The sequence below is a fragment of the Natrinema sp. HArc-T2 genome (assembly GCF_041821085.1).
Classification (GTDB): domain Archaea; phylum Halobacteriota; class Halobacteria; order Halobacteriales; family Natrialbaceae; genus Natrinema.
This window is the reverse complement of the sequence record NZ_JBGUAZ010000002.1, coordinates 314,941-332,184: the sequence shown is the minus strand read 5'-3', so window position 1 is coordinate 332,184 and position 17,244 is coordinate 314,941. Positions and strand designations below refer to the sequence as shown.

Below are 17,244 nucleotides of genomic sequence, written 5' to 3'. Positions count from 1 at the left end.
GGGTTAGTCTGATGTAGTTTCGGCGGTGGTTTGCTGGCGCGTGACCTGTGGCCAGAGTCGGGCGAGCCCGTGTGCGGGATCGAACACGATCACGAGGAGCATGCCCAGCAGCAGGGCGCCGACACTGAGACGCATCACGGTCATCAGTGGGATCTGCTTGACTGTCAGCGATACGGTCCCATCGTCGACCGCTGCGATGACGTAGGTGTCGTGGGTCAGGCCGCGGTCAACGAGCACGTCGCGGACCTCCATCCCACCCTGCTGGCGGTACTGTTCCTGACCGGCGTTACCGCGGGCGATCTGCTCGCCGTTCTGGTACACGGTGAGTCCGACTGCAGTTCCCTCGACACGCGTCTGGTCGAGTGCGGTCGGTGGGTTCGAGACCGGGCCGACGTTTGCCGCCTCGGTGACGACGACGCCGTCGGACTGTGGCATGTTTGGCAGGAAGTCCCACATGACGGTGCCGACGCCGACGACTTGATCGCCCTCTGAGATCCCGAGTTCGGTCTGACTCGCGTTCATCGCACCGATCCAGATGCCCGAGTTATCGAGCTGAATGACAGTTGCGTTCGGCCCGGTGTTTATCTGCGTCGCCGTGCCGTAGACCGGCTGTCTCGTCTCGTGGATCTCCTGTCCGCGAGAGACGATCTGCTCGCTCGAGAGCGCCATATTTTCGACGTTCGGCTCTTCGGGACGCTGATACGAGCGGTAGTCGGATACCTGGACCGCGTAGTTGGAGTCTGGGACCTCGTGGACAGCCGAACCCTCGATCGTCGCTTCGCGGTCGGCGTCGGCGACGACTAGCGACGATTGGGCCGTAAAGAGATAGGAGAAGGTCACCGTCACCACGAGCAGCGCGAAGGCGACGTGGATCATCGTGATCCCGACTTGCTTGAGCTGGAAGTTTCGATTCGGGTTGCCGGGGACGAACTCGAGCGTTCGCTTGATGACCGTCAGACAGACGTACGCTGCTGGCGGGAGAATCGACAGCGCGCTCGCGTTCCCGACGAGTCGGTACAACAGCGCGTCGCTGCCATCGACGTTCGACAACGTCCACGTCTCGCTGGGTGCGATCAGGGCCGCAAGGACGGTCAACAGCGAGAAGATCCCCAGCGAGATCAGCGCGCGCCGACGGCCCTCGACGTCGTAGTCCATGTAGAACCCGAGGACGAGTAACACGCCGAGGACGATCGGGTAGCTCCAGAGGTTGTAGTACTGCCCGCCGACTTCGACTTCGACGCCGGTCACGGAGGCGTTGAGCACCGGGAACGTCAGGCCCCAGACCGAGACGAAGCCGAGCAGCCCGATACTCAGGACCGCGAGGTGTTTCAGGTTCACACGCGAAACCCATTGCTGGGACTGCGATGTGTCCGCCGCTGTCTCAGACGCCGTCTCCGGCTCACGGAGGAGCCAGTATCCAAGCGGCAGTCCGATGCCGAGAATCGACGTGATCGCCAGCAACACCAGCAGTGCAGCGCCGATGCCGCCATCGGCGAACGAATGGACGCTCCGGAACACGCCGCTGCGGACGATCGCCGTGGCGTAGACGATGAGTGCGAGCGTCGCCCCGGTCATCGCGGGCGCAAGCGTCGCATAGGTCGACCGGGAGCGATAGTTCATCACCGCGTGGAGCGTCGCCGTGAGGAACAGCCACGGGATCAACACGGCGACCTCGACGGGGTCCCACGCCCAGATACCGCCCCAGCCCAGCACACGATACGACCACAGCGAGCCGAGGGTGATAGCCGCGGTCAAAAACAACCACGCGATGCGCAGCCAGCGTGTGACGCTTCCGATCCACTCCTCGAAGAGGCCGTCCTCCCCGCGAACCGTCGAGATGAAGTGGGTGACGGCGATGGCAAACGGCATCGTCAACAGCGCGTAGGCGATGAACATGATCGGCGGATGGATCGCCATATACGGATCGATGAGCAGCGGATTGAGTCCCGTTCCGTCGATCGGGACGAATCCCGGATCCATCTCCGGGAACTCCGACGAAATCGGCTTGAACGGACTGTCAAGCACAAGCATCGCCGCAAAATACGTTACGACCCCCATCGTGATCCCCTGGACGAGTCGCGTCTCACGGCGCTCGAGGCCGCGAACGGCGACGGCCCAGAACGCGACGACGGCCGTTAGTGCTGCCCAGAGGAGAATCGAGCCCTGATTCCCCGCGTACACACCAGTGATCCGATAGAAGAGCGAAATGTAGTTCGCAGTATTGTTCCAGACGTACGCGTTCGCGTAATCGGTGGTCACGAACTGGTAGGTTAGATAGGCAAGCGCCAGACTGAGCAGCCCGGCGGTCGTGCCGATCAGTGGCGTAACGGCGTCGAGATACCGCTCTTCACGTCGGAGATAGTTCGCAAAGAGGAGGACCGTCGCCGCGAGACCGGACAGTACCGCGGCGCCGATCAGGAGCGTTCCACCCATCATTGGCGTTCCCACTCCTCGAGTGCCTCATCCAGATAGCCCTGAAACGCGTCCGTCTCGGCGTAGCCGTTGATTTCGACTAGGACCTCGCCGTCCGGCGTGACGGCGACGTGCTGTGGCGGATAGTTCGCGCTGTACTGCTGTTGGAGCGCACCAGCCTGTTGACTGTTGTCCTCGAGATTGACTGCGAGGAGGACGAACTCGTCGAGTTGCTCGAGGACGGCTGGATCGGAGTACGCGTTCGCGTTGTAGTCTTCGCAGTACGTACACCAGGTCGTCCAGAAGTAGATCAACAGCGGCTTCTCTTGCTCGGCAGCGAGCTGCTGTGCGTCGTCGATATCAGTTCGCCACTCCGTGTCTCCGTGATACGTGTGGGAGTCGTCGCTCAGTACCGGTGCCGCGTTCATCGAATAGTAGCCGATTCCGATCGCTGCGATGAATATCGTGATAGTAAATACCTTTCTCGGCGAGATTGACATTTTACTTGTCCCTTGTGTCTCGATCAGCACTCGCTGCAGTGGTTCTGAAATCTAGCACTAGCGTGAATTTCTGCCGACCATAAATGTTTAATCATCAGTTGTTATATATGGCAATATGCAGAGACGAAATCAGTTGTGGATCACAACCAGAGGTGATGCGGGATGACAAATCGCAATCATCTCGCTCTACTGGGTGTTGTCGTCTTAATCGCCCTCGCCGGCTGTGCCGCGCCGGCGGTACCCGGCGGACAAGAGTCCAACGAGACGACTGAACTCCCCAAAGAGTGGCCCGATCGGAAAGTGCTCGACGAAGACCTCCGAGAAGGCGACTCGAAAGACAACTTCGAGTACCGGAACGCGACCGCCGGTGACGAGGTCCAGTTCTCCCCCAAGGAGATGAACGACTCGACGCTCCCCTCGAACGAACAGGAGCGCGAGATGGTTCGCTACGGGCGTGAACTCATGCAAAACACCTCCCAGGCGATGCCGGAACACGTCGGCAACGAGCTCTCCTGTGCCAGCTGCCACGGCGGCACTGACCCGCGCTATGGGATGACACAGGGGATGGTCGGGCAGGATATCGACATGATTCCGCTCGTGGGTACCCACGCGGACCTGCCGGAGTGGACGTCTCGACGCGACCGCATGCGCGACTCGCGCCAGCGCCTGATGGGCTGTTTCGACCGGAGTATGAACTCCCAGGACTCCCCCGAGGGGACGCCAGCCTACGACAGCCGAGAGATGCAGGCGATGGAGGCGTACATGCAGTGGCTGAGCGAAGGCGTGCCAGTGAAGGGCCAGCCCTACTGGTCACACCTGAACAAGCCCGAGGGTGACGAGAAGAAACCGATCGAAGAGGTCAACCCCGTGCGCGGTGCCGAACTCTACCTCGAGAACTGCGCCTCCTGTCACGGCGATGATGGACAGGGAATCGAGGGAACTGCACCCCCACTGTGGGGGCCGGACGCGTTCAACGATGGTGCCGGCATGAGCCGGATGTACACCTCGGCGTCGTTCATCCGCGAGTCGATGCCGTACGGCACGCCGCATACGGTGAGTGACTGGGACGATGTCCAGGATATCGCCGGCTACATGAACGGCCACGACCGCCCCGCGTTCGTCGAGAAAGAGCAGGACTTCCCGACGACCGGACCGCCGGAAGAAGGCATCTACTACCCGCGGACGCAGGAAGAACTCGGCTACGACATGAACCCGATGCGCAAGAAACTCGAGCTGGCTGGGATCCCGACCGGGACCGAATCGCTCAACGAGAGCGACATCCCCGACGACGTCGAGTACTACGACCAGCCGCTTCGAAACGAATCGATCGACGGTTAGATCGTCGATCGTCGCCGCGGATCCGTCGGTCTCGGATCCAGCACGTTCTTTTGGCTCGTATTACAACGTCGTGCCATGTTCGATGTGGCCGGACTCGTCGCTGTCTTCGTTGCAGGGACGTTGACTGCGCTGACGCCCTGTTGTCTCCCCATGATTCCGCCGCTTCTTGCGGGCAGTGCTGGCCACCGACTGCGACCGGTGTCGATCGTCACGGGGAGTATCGCCTCGTTTACTGCACTCGGCATTATCACGTCACTGCTCAGTGCCGTGACGCCGGAGACACTCAGAGTGCCGTTCGTGCTCCTGATCATTGCGTTCGGCGCGGTCATGGCCGACGACGACCTCCACGACGCCTACACGACCGCTGCCTCACGGATCACTGGCCCGGCGTCTCGAGTGACGAGGTCCGTCGAGAACACGCAACACCCACTCGTCAGTGGCTTCGTCTTGGGCCTGTTTCTCGGCATTATCTGGCTTCCCTGTGTCGGCCCCGTCCTCGGCAGTGTTCTCGCATACGTTGGGACGTCCGGTGACGTAACGCGGAGCGCGACGCTTTTGTTCACCTATGGTGTCGGGTTCTCGGGCCCGCTGCTAGCCGTTGCTTACGGCGGGAAACGGGCGAGTACGCTGCTCACGACTCGTGTCCGCGCGCTCGAGCGGCCCGCGTTGATCCGCCGAGTGAGCGGGTACGCACTCGTCGTGACGGGCATCGGCCTGCTGTTCGAACTCGACAAAGCGATTCTGGCAGTGCTCGTCGGATAACGACTGGAAAAAAACTAAGTCAGGCGCTTTCAAGTACTGCGGTATGCGTACGTTCTCTCGACAGCTCGCGTCACTCATCCGCCTGTTTCACTGGGTTATGTGGAGTCGGGTCGTGAGGTGGGGGGCGTTTGCGTTCGGTCTGGTCTCGCTTGCGCTGGTCTTCGGCGTCGCCTCCCGGACCATGTACGGTATCGAACACGGGATCAATCTCATTGCGTACTGGCACATTCCACTGGCGTTTCTCACCGCGTTTGCGCTGTCGACGACGTTTATCGGGAGCCTGCTGTATCTTCGGTACGAGGGACGCTTCTGGAACCGCCTCGCACACAGCGGCGGTGAAATCGGCTTTCTGTTCGCGACACTGACGCTCGCGACCGGGAGTATGTGGGGACGAGTCGTGTGGAACTCCTGGTGGGAGTGGAGCGACATTCGGCTCGTCACGTTTCTGATCGTCTGGCTGATCTACGCTGGCTATCTCGCCGTCTATGCCTCGACCGAACGGGGAAGCGACGAGCGCTTTGCCGCGGTGTACGGCGTCGTCGCGTTCGTCACGGTCCCGATTACGTACACCGCCGGTCGACTCTGGTCGCCGACGTTTCACGAGCCGACGATCGCGAACTCGAGCGTGAGTGCGAACATCGATCCGCTGATCCTCGGGATCTCGTTTCTTGCGCTGGCGTTGCTCTACATCTACGTGATGGCGATTCGTATCCGACTCCACGAAATCGAAGATAAAATCATCCTTCAGAAAGAAGAGGTGCGGTAAGATGGACACTCTTCTCCTCGCCGGCTACGGGTCCGTGTTCGTGGTGTTGTTCGCGTATCTACTCTATATGCAGCGGCAGTTGCGCCGACTCGAACGACAACTGCAGGATCTGCAGTAAGTTCTGGCGCAGTACGCGATTGCGATCCTGCTCTCTGTCGAGTCGAGTGGTACTGCTCGATGGCCGAAGTCGGCCCGGAAAGCGGACTGTGATCCCGGCGATCTCGAGTTAGACGGCGTCCGGGCCGGTGTTGCCAGTCCGGACTTGCATCGCGTCCTCGACGGGCATGACGAAGATCTTGCCGTCGCCGGGTTCGCCGGTCTCGGCGGCTCCGCGGATGGCGTCGACGACGTCACCAGCCGGGATGTCGGCGACGACACACTCGATTTTGACCTTCTGGTGGAGGTCGACCGTGTACTCCTCGCCGCGCCACTGTCCTTTCTTGGCGGGCTGGGAGCCTCGTCCGGAGACGTTGGTGACGGTCAGCGACGGTGCGCCGACGTCGGCGAGGGCGGTCTTGATCTGGCCGAGGCGGTCGGGGCGGACGATCGCCGTGACCATCTTGATCTGCCCGTCGGTCGGCTCGCCCCCATCGGTACGAATGACCTCGTCGGCGCTGCCGCCGTCGGTCGCGACGTCGGGCTGGCCGAACTCGGGGTAGGTGTCGACGCCGTGTTCGGAGACGTCGAGCCCGTCGCGTTCGTGTGCAGCCGAGACGCGGGCCTGACCGGCCGCCTTGAACGCGTACCAGATAGTGGCCGTGGTCGCGATCGTCCAGGCGCTGATGAGGACGACGCCGGTGAGCTGTGCGACGAACGCGTTCGCGACGCTGTCGACGACGCCTGGGGCGGCCACGAACGGGAACAGCAGCGTTCCGAGGATGCCCGCCGAGCCGTGGACGGGGAAGACCGCACACACGTCGTCGATCTTCAGGTACTGTTCGACGAACTCGAAGACCAGCGGTAGCTGTGCGCCAGCGAGGCCGCCGACCACGAACGCGCCCCACCACGCGGTGGTGTTGGGGATCGCCGTGATACCGACCAGGCCGGCCAGCAGGCCGTTGGCAACGTACAGCGTATCGACCTTGCCGGTCTTGAGCCAGGCGACGAGGCCGGCACCCATCGCACCGCAGGCCATCGCGATCGTCGTCGTCATCGCGACGCGACCGAGCTGGTCGCCGAGGAAGACGCCGTTTTCCATGTCGATGATCGCCGACGTGCCGACGTTGAAGCCGTACCAGCCGAAGGCGAGGATCAGGGTCCCGAGAACCGCGAAGGTCAGCGAGTGACCGGGAATGACGTTCGCGGTGCCGTCGCTGTTGTACCGATCCATACGCGGGCCGAGCACCCACGCCGCAGTGAGACCGGCGATGCCGCCCATCCCGTGGACGATCATGCCGCCGGCGAAGTCAGCGAACGGCGTTCCAGTGATCGTCTCGATGTAGCCGCCGGCCCACGTGAGCCCGGTGACGACGGGGTAGATGACCGCCGCCAGCAGGAACGTGTAGGTGACGTACGCACGGAGCTTTGCCCGTCCGGCGACGGCACCCGACACGATGGTCGCGGCGGTCATCGCGAAGACTGCACCGTACAGCCAGTCCATCCAGCCGGTCGCGTCGCTCTGGAACCCGGGCGTGAAGCCGCTCCCGGCGACGACGCCCTCGACGCCGACACCGATGAGGAAAAACACCGTCACGCCGACGCTCCAGGTCAGCAGGTTCTTCGTCAACTGGTTCGCGACGTTCTTCGAGCGCACCTGCCCCGCCTCGAGCATGGCGAAGCCGGCGTGCATGAAGAAGATCAGGAACGTGGCGATCAGGATCCACGTGTAGTTGATCGACTCCATCAGCAGCTCGGTCTCGGCCTGCAGGAGCGTCGCATCCATCAGGCGGTCACCTCGTGGCTCCACGCACTGCGCCCCCTATCGACCAGACGATCGTGCTTTTCTTCTGCAATCTGCACCGCGTTCGTGTTCCAAATCACGTTTTGACTCGTTGCTCTTGTACCATTTAAGGATTAGCGTTGTTGTTCGTCCAGAATACTGGCTGTAATAGGTTCATGCGCCCAAAGCTTAGTCAAGTATAATGTGTATAAGGTACTCAGCAACGGGGACGATTCCGCGCGGCAGTTATATTCTACGGGTTTGTCAACCCCTGTCGATCGTCGATGCGACGTCTCTGTGGGAACACTATCGGTCATCGCCCGCTGTGGAGGGGCGTCTCGGGGTCCCGTCGCTTGCGCGCGGCAGATATTGCCACCGCACGCTGTCGGGTCGATCGGATGTTGACATTCGTCTACATGCCGGTCTCGAGTGCTCACAGACGATCGATTCAAAAGCAGTACCGCCGCCAGTCGTCACACTACAGCTGTGGCGCGACGTCTTCCGCGAAGTAGGTCAGAATCAGGTCCGCACCGGCCCGTTTGATCGACAGCAGCGACTCGAGTGCCACCGCCTCGAGATCTAACCAGCCCTTCTCGGCGGCGGCATGCAGCATGGCGTACTCGCCGGAGACGTTGTAGGCCGCGACGGGATGATCGAACTCCCGGCGGATGGCACTGACGACGTCGAGATACGGCAGGGCGGGCTTGACCATCATGACGTCCGCGCCCTGCTCGGCGTCGAGTCGAACCTCTCGTAGTGCCTCGCGGGCGTTCGCGGGGTCCATCTGGTAGTGTCGCCGGTTGCCGAACGAGGGCGCGCCGTCGGCGGCGTCCCGGAAGGGACCGTAGAACGCGCTCTCGTACTTGGCCGCGTAGCTCATAATGGGGACATTCTCGAATCCCGCTTCGTCTAACGCCGATCGGATCGCACCGACCATGCCGTCCATCATCCCGCTCGGTGCTATCATGTCCGCGCCCGAACGGGCGTGTGAGGCAGCGATCTTCTCGAGGGCTGCGAGCGTCGCGTCGTTGTCTACGGTCATCGTCGGCTCGCAGGCGGGACCGTCCGCGAGCGCATCGCCGCGCAGTTCCTCCTCGAGTGGCCCGCAGTGGCCGTGGTCGGTGTATTCACAGAGACAGACGTCAGTGATGACGTAGGCGTCAGTCTCGCTCGTAATTCGACGTAGCGCCTCCTGGATGACGCCGTCGTCGGCCCAGGCGCGGGTTCCTTCGGGGTCTTTTGACTCCGGAATTCCGAAGAGCATCACGGCCTCGACGCCGGTCTCGAGGACTTCCTCGACGCGGGCGACGGCGTCGTCGACTGGCACTCGCTCGTGGCCGGGCATCGACTCGATCGGGACGCGCTCGTCGGTCGTCGCGTCGACGAACACCGGGGCGATCAGATCGGTCGACTCGAGTCTCGTCTCGCTGACGAGGTCGCGAACCCGGTCCTGCCGGAGCCGTCGGGGACGGTGTGTGAGATCCATACCGGGTTTACTGACGGAACGTGCAAAAGCAGTGCGTTCGTACTCGTCCGAGGCCGCTGGCCCGCTTACGTGCCGATGGACTCCAAGTGAGGTGAGTACGCAATTTTAAGTACGCGTCTCACATCTACCATGTTAGTCATGGCTATCGATCCACAGTTCACCGAGAACCGGGAACAGGTCGACGAACACGACGGACATTCGGTCTGGGGTCCCGTCGACGAACCCGAAGAACTCGGGATCCACGGTACGCACGTCGCAGTCGATTTCGACATCTGTCTGGCCGACGGAGCCTGCGTCGAGGACTGTCCGGTCGACGTCTTCGAGTGGGTCGACACGCCGGGTCATCCCGAAAGCGAAGAAAAGGCCGACCCAGCCAACGAGGCACAGTGTATCGATTGTATGCTCTGTGTCGACGTCTGCCCGGTCGACGCCATCGACGTCGACGCCGGTCGAACCGCGTAATTACTCGGCTCGATCGACGTCGACTTTCTCTTTGAGGCTCTCGAGCCCATCAGCTTCGGCGAGCTCCTGTAACCGCTCGCGGAAGTGTTCCTCGCAGAGGCCGACTTTCAGTCCATCGGACTCGGCTGCGAAGGCAGCTTCGCGGTCACAGTAGTGGCAGTTCATACTCGCCCGTACGGACCACGACGCATTGAACCCTCCGCTAGCGGTCAGTTAGTAAAGCTGTCTGTCAGTTCGAGGCGCTCGTAGGCCCCCCGGGAGAGCCCGTCGATACCGAGGCGCTCGTCGTGTGCGTCACTGCCGCCGGTGGCGAGCAGATCGTGGTGCTCGATCGCACGTTCAACTGGCTTACGATCGACCTCGCGACCGTACGGATACTGGAGTTCGACGGCATCGAGATCGGCGGCCAACGCGAGTGCCTGCTCGGGATCGCGGTAGCGCAACGGATGGGCGAGCGAAACGAGCCGACACGACTCGGACAGCGCCGCCAGTCCCCGTTCGAACGACGGGACCTCGCGAGGGACGTAACACGGACAGTCGGAGCCGATGAGATGGTCGAACGCGCCCTGATAGTCGTACTCGAGTTCGGGATGGGCGTCGATCGCCCGCGCGATGTGTGGCCGTCCGAACCCGCTGTCGATCGTCACGCCGAGATCGACGCCCAGCCGCGACTCCACGCAGTCGACGATGGCCCGCCCGCGCTCCATGCGGTTTTCCTGGATCGACTCGAGGATCGCCTCGAGCTCTGCACTCGGCTCGAGGCCATACCCCAGCAGATCGATCCGCTGGGAGGCCTCGGTGCCGACCCGCAACTCGATCCCGTGGATGAGCGTCACGCCGTCGCGTTCGACGATAGGGCCGCCGAACGGCTGGACCCGGTCGTGGTCCGTCACTGCGACGACGTCGACGCCGTCGCGCGCCGCGACCTCGGGGACTGCCTCGAGTGGGAGGCTCCCGTCCGAGCGCGTGGTGTGGACGTGTAAGTCCGCGTATGGCATACCGTACCCGAACAGGGCCGCTCCTAAAGGCGTTTCTCCGGGGCTGTGCCCGATCGTTGTCCGAATTTCATGTCTGTTAGCTGTCTACTAGGCATAATAGGTCTCTAGTGACACTAGGAAACATGCATGGACAATGTTTATAATTATCGTTCACGGACGATAGGGCGTAATGCTGCTCAATGGCACCGGCGACGTCATCGACGACCACGACTACCCCGCAACGACCGAGGAACTGATCGACGAATACGGGGACCGGACCCTCGAACTCCCCAACGGGTCCGAAACGGTTGGTGACGTACTCGCCCGCCTCGAGTCCGAAACCTTCGAGCACCCGGAAGACGCGCGCCTCGCCGTCTACTCTGCGGTCAGCAACAAGGCCATTGGCCGCGTCGGCTATAGTGACCGCGACCCGACACCGGTCGGCAGTCCGTATTCGCCCGACGCCGTTTCCTTCTAAGACCGAAGTTTTTCACTCTCGGGTCGGCCTCCGGCCGACCGCTCGAGCAAAAAAATTCGATTAAAAAAGGCCGAGCGCGCCGACGGCGCGCTCGGTACAGCCACTTGCACTCCACTGGCGGAGGTGTCAACTGTTGACCTCCGCGAGCGAACGTAGTGAGCGAGCGGGCCGACGACTGATGTGAGCGAGCAATGCGAGCGAACGGAAGGAGGAGTGCTTTTATACTAAATTTTGCCGAGGGCCGCGAAGCGGCCCGCAGAGCAAAATTTAGAAGGTGTCTATTACCGGAATGCCGACCGTCTCGAAGTCAGTCATCGCCTCGAGTTTGTCGGTGACGTCCTCGAGTCCAATCGTCTCGGAGACGACCTTCTCGGGCTCGAGTTTGCCGGTCGAGACCATCCGGAAGATCTCGTCGTAGCGGGTCGGCGGCATGCCAAGCGAGCCGATGAACTCGATCTCTTGCATGACCATCGCGTCGGTCGGCAGCGAGACCATTCCCTGTTCGTCTTGGGTCGTGAGTCCGACCTGGATGTGCTGGCCGTGTGCGTCGAGGCTGGACACCGAGTTCTGACAGGTGGTCGCGATACCGAGTGCGTCCATCGAGACGTTTGCGCCGCCGTTCGTAATCGCCTGCACTTCGCCGGAGACGTTGGCAGCGTCTTCGGCGTTGACCGTCTCGACGGCGCCGAGGTCGCGGGCCTTCTCGAGTTTGTCGTCTTTGAGATCGACCGCGACGACGTTCGCGCCGAGTGCGTCGGCGATGTGCACTGCCGAGAGCCCGATACCGCCACAGCCGTGGATCGAGACCCAGTCGCCCGCACCGATGTCGGCGCGGTGGGCCAGCGCGTGGAACGAGGTCATAAATCGACAGCCAAGCCCGGCCATGTCGACCGACGAAACGCCGTCGGGCAGTGTCACGAGGTTGTGATCGGCGACGGGGACGTGGACCTGTTCGGCGAACGCACCCTGAACCGTCTCGATGAACCCCAGTGGCATCACGTTCTCACAGATGTTGGAGTGGCCACGCTGACACCGCGGACAGGTCTCGTCACCGAGGTTAAAGGGAATCGCGACGTGGTCGCCTTCGTCGACCTCCTCGACCTCGTCGCCGACGGCGACGACCCGACCGGCGGGCTCGTGGCCGAGGATCTGTCCCGGCTGGGTCTCGAGCCCGAGCCAGCCCCAGTCGCCCTGCCAGCCGTGCCAGTCGCTCCGGCAGACGCCGCAGGCCTCGACTTCGACGACCGCACCGTCCGGGGTCGGATCCGGCGCGTCGATGTCTTCGATCGAGAGCGGTTCGCCGTGTGCCTCGAGGACTGCTGCGCGCATGGCTATGTGTGACTATAGCATATTACAAATACGTGTCTTCCCGCCTCACCGGCTGACAGGTGGCGAGACTAGGCGTCGAGGGAGCCGCGCCCGATCAGTCCAGTACCGTCAGGACGTCGTCCAACTCGAGCGGAACCGCTCCCTTTCGGTAGCCTTCGACGTGGCCGTTCGGTCGGGTGCGGTAGACGACGGCGGGGCGGTGGCGCACGTCGGGTTGCTCGCCGCGGACGGCAGCCCACTCGTCGTCCCGGAAGCTCGAGCAGTCGACGAACAGGGTTGCGCCGCCGCCGTGGTCGGCCAGCTGGCCGTTGGTTTTAGTCTCGGCAGTCTCGCGGACGGCGGCGACGGGGCCGGTGGCGGCGCGGGTGCCCGGCGGCTGTGGTCGGGTGACCTCGACGAGGACGTTGGTGTCGTCGGTTTTGGCTCGGAAATCGAGCGAGTGACCGGTCGTGACCTCGATCTCGGGGACCACGTCGTAGCCGGCGTCAGTGAGGTGTTTCGCGGCGATGAACTCGGCCATCGCGGCGCTCATCCGGACGCGGTCGACGTGGTCGCTGGTGCCGAGTTTCCCCGACATGACGTGTCGATACTCGTCTAAGACGCCGGTCGAGAGGAACTCCTCGAAAAACCGGGTCGTCTCCCGGTGGTCGGCGTCGGGAAAGCCCGCGGCGTGGTCGCGGAAGAACGCGCGGGTGGAGTCGCGACCGTCTTTGGACATGAACACGGGCAGGAAAAACCACGAGAGATGCGGGTAGTCCGCGAGCCAGGGGGACCGCTCGTGGAGCGTCGCGGTCAGTTCTCGCTTGGCCCAGCGTGCGACGTGATGGGGGACGTCCCGCCAGCCGAACTTGTCTGTTTTCCACAACGTAGAGGGCGTTTCGGTGTTGCCCATCCAGTAGGCGTCGCCGTTGGCGTGTGCAAAGAGAGCGACATCGCCGTTTTGCATCTCGAAGCGATGTGCCCGCCAGTCGCCGCCGATCTTGAACCAGGGGGTGACGGATTCTGCGCCGATGTTCGACTGGAGCGGTTGGAGGATCTCTTGGTGTACGCGCCCGTCGCTCCAGGACTGGGGCGAGTAACGAAAGCGAAGTGGCCGTGCCACGATCACCTCTAGAGTGTGCGGGTGCATATATCGTTCGCTGTGTCCCACCTGCGTGGATGCACTCGGATCGGGTTCACACTCGAGTAACTCGTTTCCACCCTGGTCGACGTGAGCTGCCACCGGGTGTGAACGACCGTTACATTAATAGTCGCGACGCCCGTACCATGTTGTTACTTACCATGTCAATGGGTGCCTATGACGAAGACGAGCACGAGCGCCGCGAAAAGCAGGCTTCGACGGTCGACACGGACTTCGACGACGAGCGGACGATCTATCACGGCGAGGTCGAGTACGACGCCGGCGACTCCGCCGAGGACCTGCTCGATACCTTCGAGCAGATCAAGTCGAACTAACGGTGGTCGGGAGACGCCACTCCCCTCGCTTCTTTCCGTCCCTGAACGACGATCGAGAGCGTCGCAACGACCGCAACGGCGACGACGTGACCGACAACCGCGACGAGTAACACCTCGTGATCCGCGACGAGCGGCACTAACAGCAACTGCACCGCTGCGAAGCCGACGTTGATCGCGTCGATGCGCTGGTACGCGCGTGTCGGGCCCGGCTCGAACGCGTAGGTGATCGCTCGCCACAACCCGACGACGCTCGCCCACCAGCAGGTCCCGATCCGATAGACCACATCCCAGAGGACGAGCAACGCGAGGCCGATCGCAAGCGCCGGCGGGTCGGCTCCGAACAGATCAACCAGTAGTGACGACCCGGCTTTGCTCCCCTGTGGATCGACGACGAACAGATAGGTGACGAGTGCGACGAACGCGACCACGCCGAGGACGACATCGATGCTCGAGCCGAACAGCAATCGCCGATACGCCGTCGGTGTCGGCAGTTCGCGAACGGCCCGGCTGAACCGCAGCATGAGCCAGCTGCCGACCGTCGCGACGACGACGGCGACCGTGCCGGGGACGACCGCCGCCCAGAGATCATACACGACCGCGACGACGACGATCGCCGCCTCGAAGCCGAGAAACTGGATGCCGATCGCCGTCCGGCTCGAGACGTGAACGCCGGGAATCGTCCCGAGCAGACTCTCGTAGACCCACGTTTCGCCGTACTCCAGTGATCCCGTCATTTCCCGCCTCGCTCCGCTGGGGCCGTCGTCTCGGCGCGACCGACGCCATCAGTGTCGTCCGACTCGCGACCGACGGCTCGTCGAACCGCCACGTCGAACGGCGTCAGCTCGAGGTTGACCAGCCGTTCGAGCCGATCGTCAGTGACGACGACGCGATTGCGGACGCCTTCGATCAACGGGTAGGCGACCTCCCTGGGAACGTCGGTGACGAGCCCGACCCAGTGTGCCGAGAGCCGCGGGCTCAGGACCGGGACGGAGATGATCAGCGGGCGGCGACCGGTCGCGATCTCGGCGGTTGTGAGCAGCATCTCGCGGTAGGTGAGCACGTCCGGCCCGCCGATCTCGTACGTTTCGCCAGCCGTCTCGGGTCGCTCGAGCACTGCCAGACAGTAGGCGATCACGTCGTCGATCGCGATCGGCTGAGAGTCGGTGTCGACCCACTGTGGCGTGATCATCACCGGAAGCCGCGTCGCGAGCTGGCGAACCAGTCGAAAACTCGCGCTGCCGTCGCCGATGATAATCGCCGCTCTGAGGACGGTTACGTCGGCACTGCCCGCCCGCAGGAGCGTCTCGACCTCCCGGCGGGAGGCGAGGTGACTCGAGAGCGATTCGCTCTCGCTGCCGAGCCCGCTCACATAGATCACCCGCTCTACGCCGGCGTCGCTCGCGGCCCGTTCGAAGTTCCGTGCGGCGCGTCGATCCCGCTCGGCGAAGTCGCCGCTGGCTCCCATCGCGTGAATCAGATAGTAGGCGACGTCGACGTCCGCCAGCGCGGCCTCGAAACTGCCCGGCTTGAGGACGTCCCCTTCCACGACGGTGACGCCGTCGGGCTGCTCGTAGCTCGCGGCGTCTCTCACGAGGACCGTCACGTCGTGGCTCGTCTCCGCGAGGAGCGCGGCTACGAGCCGCCGGCCCACGAACCCGGTCGCTCCCGTTACCAGTACGCGCATACCGTCCATTCGGACCGGACGGGCTTAACATCACTCGAGGGTATCCCAGCCCGGCGTCTCGGGTGCGCCGCGCTCGCGTTCGACGGCGTCGGCGACCGCCGGCGACGGGACCGCCTCGCCGGCCTCCCGGCAGCGCTCATACCAGTCGCGGATGGCGGGACCAACCCACGAGTCCGCTGTAGACTCCGAGTCAGGACCGCTGTCCTCGAGTATCGTCGCTTTCGCCTGCTCGTAGTGATGGTCGGAAATCGCGAGCGTTCCGGGGCTCGAGGCGGCGGCAACGGCGATCGTCTCAGCACGGTCCCGGCAGGTGAGTTCGCCGGCTGTGGCCCGCTCGACGATTCCCTCGAGGTCGACCGGTCGCGGATGACAGAACAGTTTCGCGCCGATCGCCTGCGAGCCGAGTAACAGGCCGTCGGGTTCGTCGTGGTCGGTCTCGAGCAGCCGATCACCGCCGAAGGCCGACTCGACGCGCTTGCATTCGGTTTCCTGTGCGAGTGCGAGGTTGTGTTCCGGATACGCACCACATTCGGCGGGAAACAGCTCGTCCCCATGGATCCGACACTGCAGCGTCGTCGGATCGAGGAAGACGCAGGTCGGCAGCCACGCCGGCGCCGTGCGCTCGAACGGGGCCACTGGCTTCGGCGGCTTCCGGAGCCCGATGAAAAAAGCCGGCCTGTCCGCGACAGCGGCGACGGTGTGGCTGTCGATTGTGACGCCTTCCGCGTCGTCCCGGGCGTACCAGAACCGCGGGGTCAGTGCGTCGGCCATCCCTGCCTCGAGAAACGCCCGCACCTTGTCGCGGGTCAGCGCCACGAACGTGGGATCGTCGTCGAGTGGGTCGCGGGACGAGTCGTTCCCGTCGCTGCCTGCGAACGGGTCGTGCCGCCGGTGTTCGTGCTCGTGTTCGTCGGCAGCGTCTCGAGTGACACTGTCGTCATCACCGAGCAGTTCTCGCCAGTCCAGACAACAGCCCGCACAGCCTTCGCAGTTCACCTCCATATGCGGCGCTACATCACTGTGGCCTATAATCGTGATGCGGGTACTCGCGGCCTCGCCTCGAGCGAGCCAGCGCCGCTCGGGCGAACGGCTTTCACCGTGCGACACTCAAGCTCTGGTATGTCGAAAGCCTCCTGTGACGGCTGTGGCCGGACGGTCACGATTTCGGGCGGAATCGCCAATCTCTGGTCGTTCGGGACCGACGCCGGCACCGTCGGGACCGCGATCACGCTGGACCTCGAGGACGGCACTTCGCATCTACTGTGTTATCCGTGTCTCGAGGCGCTGCCAGACTATCCGACGGCAGCGGATATCGAGCGGCTCGAACGCGTCGGTGACGACGCCTCTCAACTCGGGCCGCGGTGAAAATGTCGTGACGGAAGCGTGTGGATGCGATTGTGACGACAATGACACTGCGTGCGGTCTCACGACCGCAGCTACAACCACGGCAGCAACTGCAAGCGGAAGGGGTGGGAGTTGAACGCCACGGGGCAAAGTGCCGCCGCGGAGCCAGGTGGCACCGCGGTGCTCTTCCGCTGAGCGACCCTTCCGCATGTCAGTGCGAGGGTGGATTTCATCTTTGTAATCGGTCGACTACCGGTCTTCCGTCGGTCGTTCCCGTTCCGTAGGCGGCTGATACCGATGGGTAGCCGCCGGTTTCACCAGCGGTGAGCAGCCGCGCCAACCCGGTCCAGTCACACGGGACGCGACGGTCCG

Annotated in this window: 19 protein-coding genes and 1 tRNA gene; 8 read left to right on the top strand and 12 right to left on the bottom strand. The window is 63.3% G+C overall.

Annotation, left to right across the window (positions count from 1 at the left end):
- Positions 1-3 precede the first annotated feature (3 nt).
- On the bottom strand, positions 4-2,436 hold the full coding sequence (gene ccsA, locus ACERI1_RS06175) for a cytochrome c biogenesis protein CcsA (RefSeq protein WP_373617195.1): 2,433 nt from the start codon (positions 2,434-2,436) through the stop codon (positions 4-6).
- The gene (locus ACERI1_RS06170; RefSeq protein WP_373617494.1) at positions 2,433-2,906 is read right to left on the bottom strand and encodes a thioredoxin family protein; all 474 of its coding nucleotides are present in this window, start codon (positions 2,904-2,906) and stop codon (positions 2,433-2,435) included. The genes ccsA and ACERI1_RS06170 overlap by 4 nt, the downstream gene beginning before the upstream one ends.
- 168 nt (positions 2,907-3,074) lie before the next feature.
- Between ACERI1_RS06170 and ACERI1_RS06165 the strand changes: the two genes are divergently transcribed.
- The 4 genes from ACERI1_RS06165 to ACERI1_RS06150 all read left to right on the top strand — a co-directional run bounded on the left by ACERI1_RS06165 (position 3,075) and on the right by ACERI1_RS06150 (position 5,896).
- The gene (locus ACERI1_RS06165) at positions 3,075-4,250 is read left to right on the top strand and encodes a c-type cytochrome (RefSeq protein WP_373617193.1); all 1,176 of its coding nucleotides are present in this window, start codon (positions 3,075-3,077) and stop codon (positions 4,248-4,250) included.
- Positions 4,251-4,325: 75 nt separating this feature from the next.
- On the top strand, positions 4,326-5,012 hold the full coding sequence (locus tag ACERI1_RS06160) for a cytochrome c biogenesis CcdA family protein (protein WP_373617192.1): 687 nt from the start codon (positions 4,326-4,328) through the stop codon (positions 5,010-5,012).
- A 43-nt stretch (positions 5,013-5,055) separates the two neighbouring features.
- The gene (locus tag ACERI1_RS06155; RefSeq protein WP_212750759.1) at positions 5,056-5,778 is read left to right on the top strand and encodes a cytochrome c biogenesis protein; all 723 of its coding nucleotides are present in this window, start codon (positions 5,056-5,058) and stop codon (positions 5,776-5,778) included.
- A gap of 1 nt (position 5,779) precedes the next feature.
- Positions 5,780-5,896 carry a CcmD family protein gene (locus tag ACERI1_RS06150; protein ID WP_138777706.1) on the top strand — a complete coding sequence of 39 codons (117 nt, stop codon included), beginning with the start codon at positions 5,780-5,782 and terminating at the stop codon, positions 5,894-5,896.
- A 108-nt stretch (positions 5,897-6,004) separates the two neighbouring features.
- Here ACERI1_RS06150 and ACERI1_RS06145 read toward each other — a convergent pair whose 3' ends face one another.
- Together ACERI1_RS06145 and hemB are read right to left on the bottom strand one after the other, a co-directional pair.
- Complete coding sequence (locus ACERI1_RS06145; RefSeq protein ID WP_373617191.1) at positions 6,005-7,660, bottom strand: ammonium transporter; 1,656 nt, start codon at positions 7,658-7,660, stop codon at positions 6,005-6,007.
- A 475-nt stretch (positions 7,661-8,135) separates the two neighbouring features.
- Positions 8,136-9,143, bottom strand: coding sequence for a porphobilinogen synthase (gene hemB / locus ACERI1_RS06140; protein WP_373617190.1), 1,008 nt, complete (start codon positions 9,141-9,143; stop codon positions 8,136-8,138).
- A 138-nt stretch (positions 9,144-9,281) separates the two neighbouring features.
- On the opposite strand from hemB, the gene ACERI1_RS06135 reads away from it, so the two are divergent.
- Positions 9,282-9,605, top strand: a complete 324-nt coding sequence (locus tag ACERI1_RS06135; protein WP_373617189.1) for a ferredoxin family protein — start codon at positions 9,282-9,284, stop codon at positions 9,603-9,605.
- Here ACERI1_RS06135 and ACERI1_RS06130 read toward each other — a convergent pair whose 3' ends face one another.
- Together ACERI1_RS06130 and ACERI1_RS06125 are read right to left on the bottom strand one after the other, a co-directional pair.
- Entirely contained in the window at positions 9,606-9,770 is a 165-nt protein-coding gene (locus ACERI1_RS06130) for a DUF6757 family protein (protein WP_006183007.1), read from the bottom strand.
- Positions 9,771-9,814: 44 nt separating this feature from the next.
- Positions 9,815-10,603 carry a PHP domain-containing protein gene (locus tag ACERI1_RS06125; protein WP_373617188.1) on the bottom strand — a complete coding sequence of 263 codons (789 nt, stop codon included), beginning with the start codon at positions 10,601-10,603 and terminating at the stop codon, positions 9,815-9,817.
- A gap of 169 nt (positions 10,604-10,772) precedes the next feature.
- Between ACERI1_RS06125 and ACERI1_RS06120 the strand changes: the two genes are divergently transcribed.
- Positions 10,773-11,060 (top strand): DUF2795 domain-containing protein, encoded by a 288-nt coding sequence (locus ACERI1_RS06120; protein ID WP_373617187.1) that lies wholly within the window; start codon positions 10,773-10,775, stop codon positions 11,058-11,060.
- Positions 11,061-11,327: 267 nt separating this feature from the next.
- On the opposite strand, the gene ACERI1_RS06115 is transcribed toward ACERI1_RS06120, so the two are convergent.
- A complete protein-coding gene (locus ACERI1_RS06115; protein WP_373617186.1) occupies positions 11,328-12,389 on the bottom strand; it encodes a zinc-dependent alcohol dehydrogenase family protein in 1,062 nt (353 codons plus the stop codon).
- A gap of 94 nt (positions 12,390-12,483) precedes the next feature.
- Positions 12,484-13,491: a DUF5784 family protein gene (locus ACERI1_RS06110; protein ID WP_373617185.1), complete on the bottom strand. Its 1,008-nt coding sequence runs from the start codon at positions 13,489-13,491 to the stop codon at positions 12,484-12,486.
- Positions 13,492-13,670: 179 nt separating this feature from the next.
- Between ACERI1_RS06110 and ACERI1_RS06105 the strand changes: the two genes are divergently transcribed.
- Positions 13,671-13,844 (top strand): DUF5786 family protein, encoded by a 174-nt coding sequence (locus ACERI1_RS06105; RefSeq protein WP_373617493.1) that lies wholly within the window; start codon positions 13,671-13,673, stop codon positions 13,842-13,844.
- On the opposite strand, the gene ACERI1_RS06100 is transcribed toward ACERI1_RS06105, so the two are convergent.
- Genes ACERI1_RS06100 through ACERI1_RS06090 form a run of 3 tightly spaced genes read right to left on the bottom strand, consistent with a single transcriptional unit; the run spans position 13,841 to position 16,530 of the window.
- On the bottom strand, positions 13,841-14,578 hold the full coding sequence (locus tag ACERI1_RS06100; protein ID WP_373617184.1) for a hypothetical protein: 738 nt from the start codon (positions 14,576-14,578) through the stop codon (positions 13,841-13,843). The two genes, ACERI1_RS06105 and ACERI1_RS06100, sit on opposite strands and share 4 nt — an antisense overlap.
- Positions 14,575-15,528 carry an NAD(P)H-binding protein gene (locus tag ACERI1_RS06095; RefSeq protein ID WP_373617183.1) on the bottom strand — a complete coding sequence of 318 codons (954 nt, stop codon included), beginning with the start codon at positions 15,526-15,528 and terminating at the stop codon, positions 14,575-14,577. The genes ACERI1_RS06100 and ACERI1_RS06095 overlap by 4 nt, the downstream gene beginning before the upstream one ends.
- Positions 15,529-15,558: 30 nt before the next feature.
- On the bottom strand, positions 15,559-16,530 hold the full coding sequence (locus ACERI1_RS06090) for a YkgJ family cysteine cluster protein (RefSeq protein WP_373617182.1): 972 nt from the start codon (positions 16,528-16,530) through the stop codon (positions 15,559-15,561).
- A 117-nt stretch (positions 16,531-16,647) separates the two neighbouring features.
- On the opposite strand from ACERI1_RS06090, the gene ACERI1_RS06085 reads away from it, so the two are divergent.
- Positions 16,648-16,893 carry a hypothetical protein gene (locus tag ACERI1_RS06085; RefSeq protein ID WP_373617181.1) on the top strand — a complete coding sequence of 82 codons (246 nt, stop codon included), beginning with the start codon at positions 16,648-16,650 and terminating at the stop codon, positions 16,891-16,893.
- Between the two features lie 96 nt (positions 16,894-16,989).
- Here the strand turns inward: ACERI1_RS06085 and ACERI1_RS06080 are convergent.
- Positions 16,990-17,078: transfer RNA gene (locus ACERI1_RS06080), tRNA-Gly, on the bottom strand.
- Between the last annotated feature and the right edge of the window lie 166 nt (positions 17,079-17,244).

Coding starts and splice junctions, on each gene's coding strand:
- ccsA (WP_373617195.1), bottom strand. CDS start 2,436: ATGATGGGTGGAACGCTCCTGATCGGCGCCGCGGTACTGTCCGGTCTC.
- ACERI1_RS06165 (WP_373617193.1), top strand. CDS start 3,075: ATGACAAATCGCAATCATCTCGCTCTACTGGGTGTTGTCGTCTTAATC.
- ACERI1_RS06160 (WP_373617192.1), top strand. CDS start 4,326: ATGTTCGATGTGGCCGGACTCGTCGCTGTCTTCGTTGCAGGGACGTTG.
- ACERI1_RS06155 (WP_212750759.1), top strand. CDS start 5,056: ATGCGTACGTTCTCTCGACAGCTCGCGTCACTCATCCGCCTGTTTCAC.
- ACERI1_RS06150 (WP_138777706.1), top strand. CDS start 5,780: ATGGACACTCTTCTCCTCGCCGGCTACGGGTCCGTGTTCGTGGTGTTG.
- ACERI1_RS06145 (WP_373617191.1), bottom strand. CDS start 7,660: ATGGATGCGACGCTCCTGCAGGCCGAGACCGAGCTGCTGATGGAGTCG.
- hemB (WP_373617190.1), bottom strand. CDS start 9,143: ATGGATCTCACACACCGTCCCCGACGGCTCCGGCAGGACCGGGTTCGC.
- ACERI1_RS06135 (WP_373617189.1), top strand. CDS start 9,282: ATGGCTATCGATCCACAGTTCACCGAGAACCGGGAACAGGTCGACGAA.
- ACERI1_RS06130 (WP_006183007.1), bottom strand. CDS start 9,770: ATGAACTGCCACTACTGTGACCGCGAAGCTGCCTTCGCAGCCGAGTCC.
- ACERI1_RS06125 (WP_373617188.1), bottom strand. CDS start 10,603: ATGCCATACGCGGACTTACACGTCCACACCACGCGCTCGGACGGGAGC.
- ACERI1_RS06120 (WP_373617187.1), top strand. CDS start 10,773: ATGCTGCTCAATGGCACCGGCGACGTCATCGACGACCACGACTACCCC.
- ACERI1_RS06115 (WP_373617186.1), bottom strand. CDS start 12,389: ATGCGCGCAGCAGTCCTCGAGGCACACGGCGAACCGCTCTCGATCGAA.
- ACERI1_RS06105 (WP_373617493.1), top strand. CDS start 13,671: ATGTCAATGGGTGCCTATGACGAAGACGAGCACGAGCGCCGCGAAAAG.
- ACERI1_RS06100 (WP_373617184.1), bottom strand. CDS start 14,578: ATGACGGGATCACTGGAGTACGGCGAAACGTGGGTCTACGAGAGTCTG.
- ACERI1_RS06095 (WP_373617183.1), bottom strand. CDS start 15,528: ATGCGCGTACTGGTAACGGGAGCGACCGGGTTCGTGGGCCGGCGGCTC.
- ACERI1_RS06090 (WP_373617182.1), bottom strand. CDS start 16,530: ATGGAGGTGAACTGCGAAGGCTGTGCGGGCTGTTGTCTGGACTGGCGA.
- ACERI1_RS06085 (WP_373617181.1), top strand. CDS start 16,648: ATGTCGAAAGCCTCCTGTGACGGCTGTGGCCGGACGGTCACGATTTCG.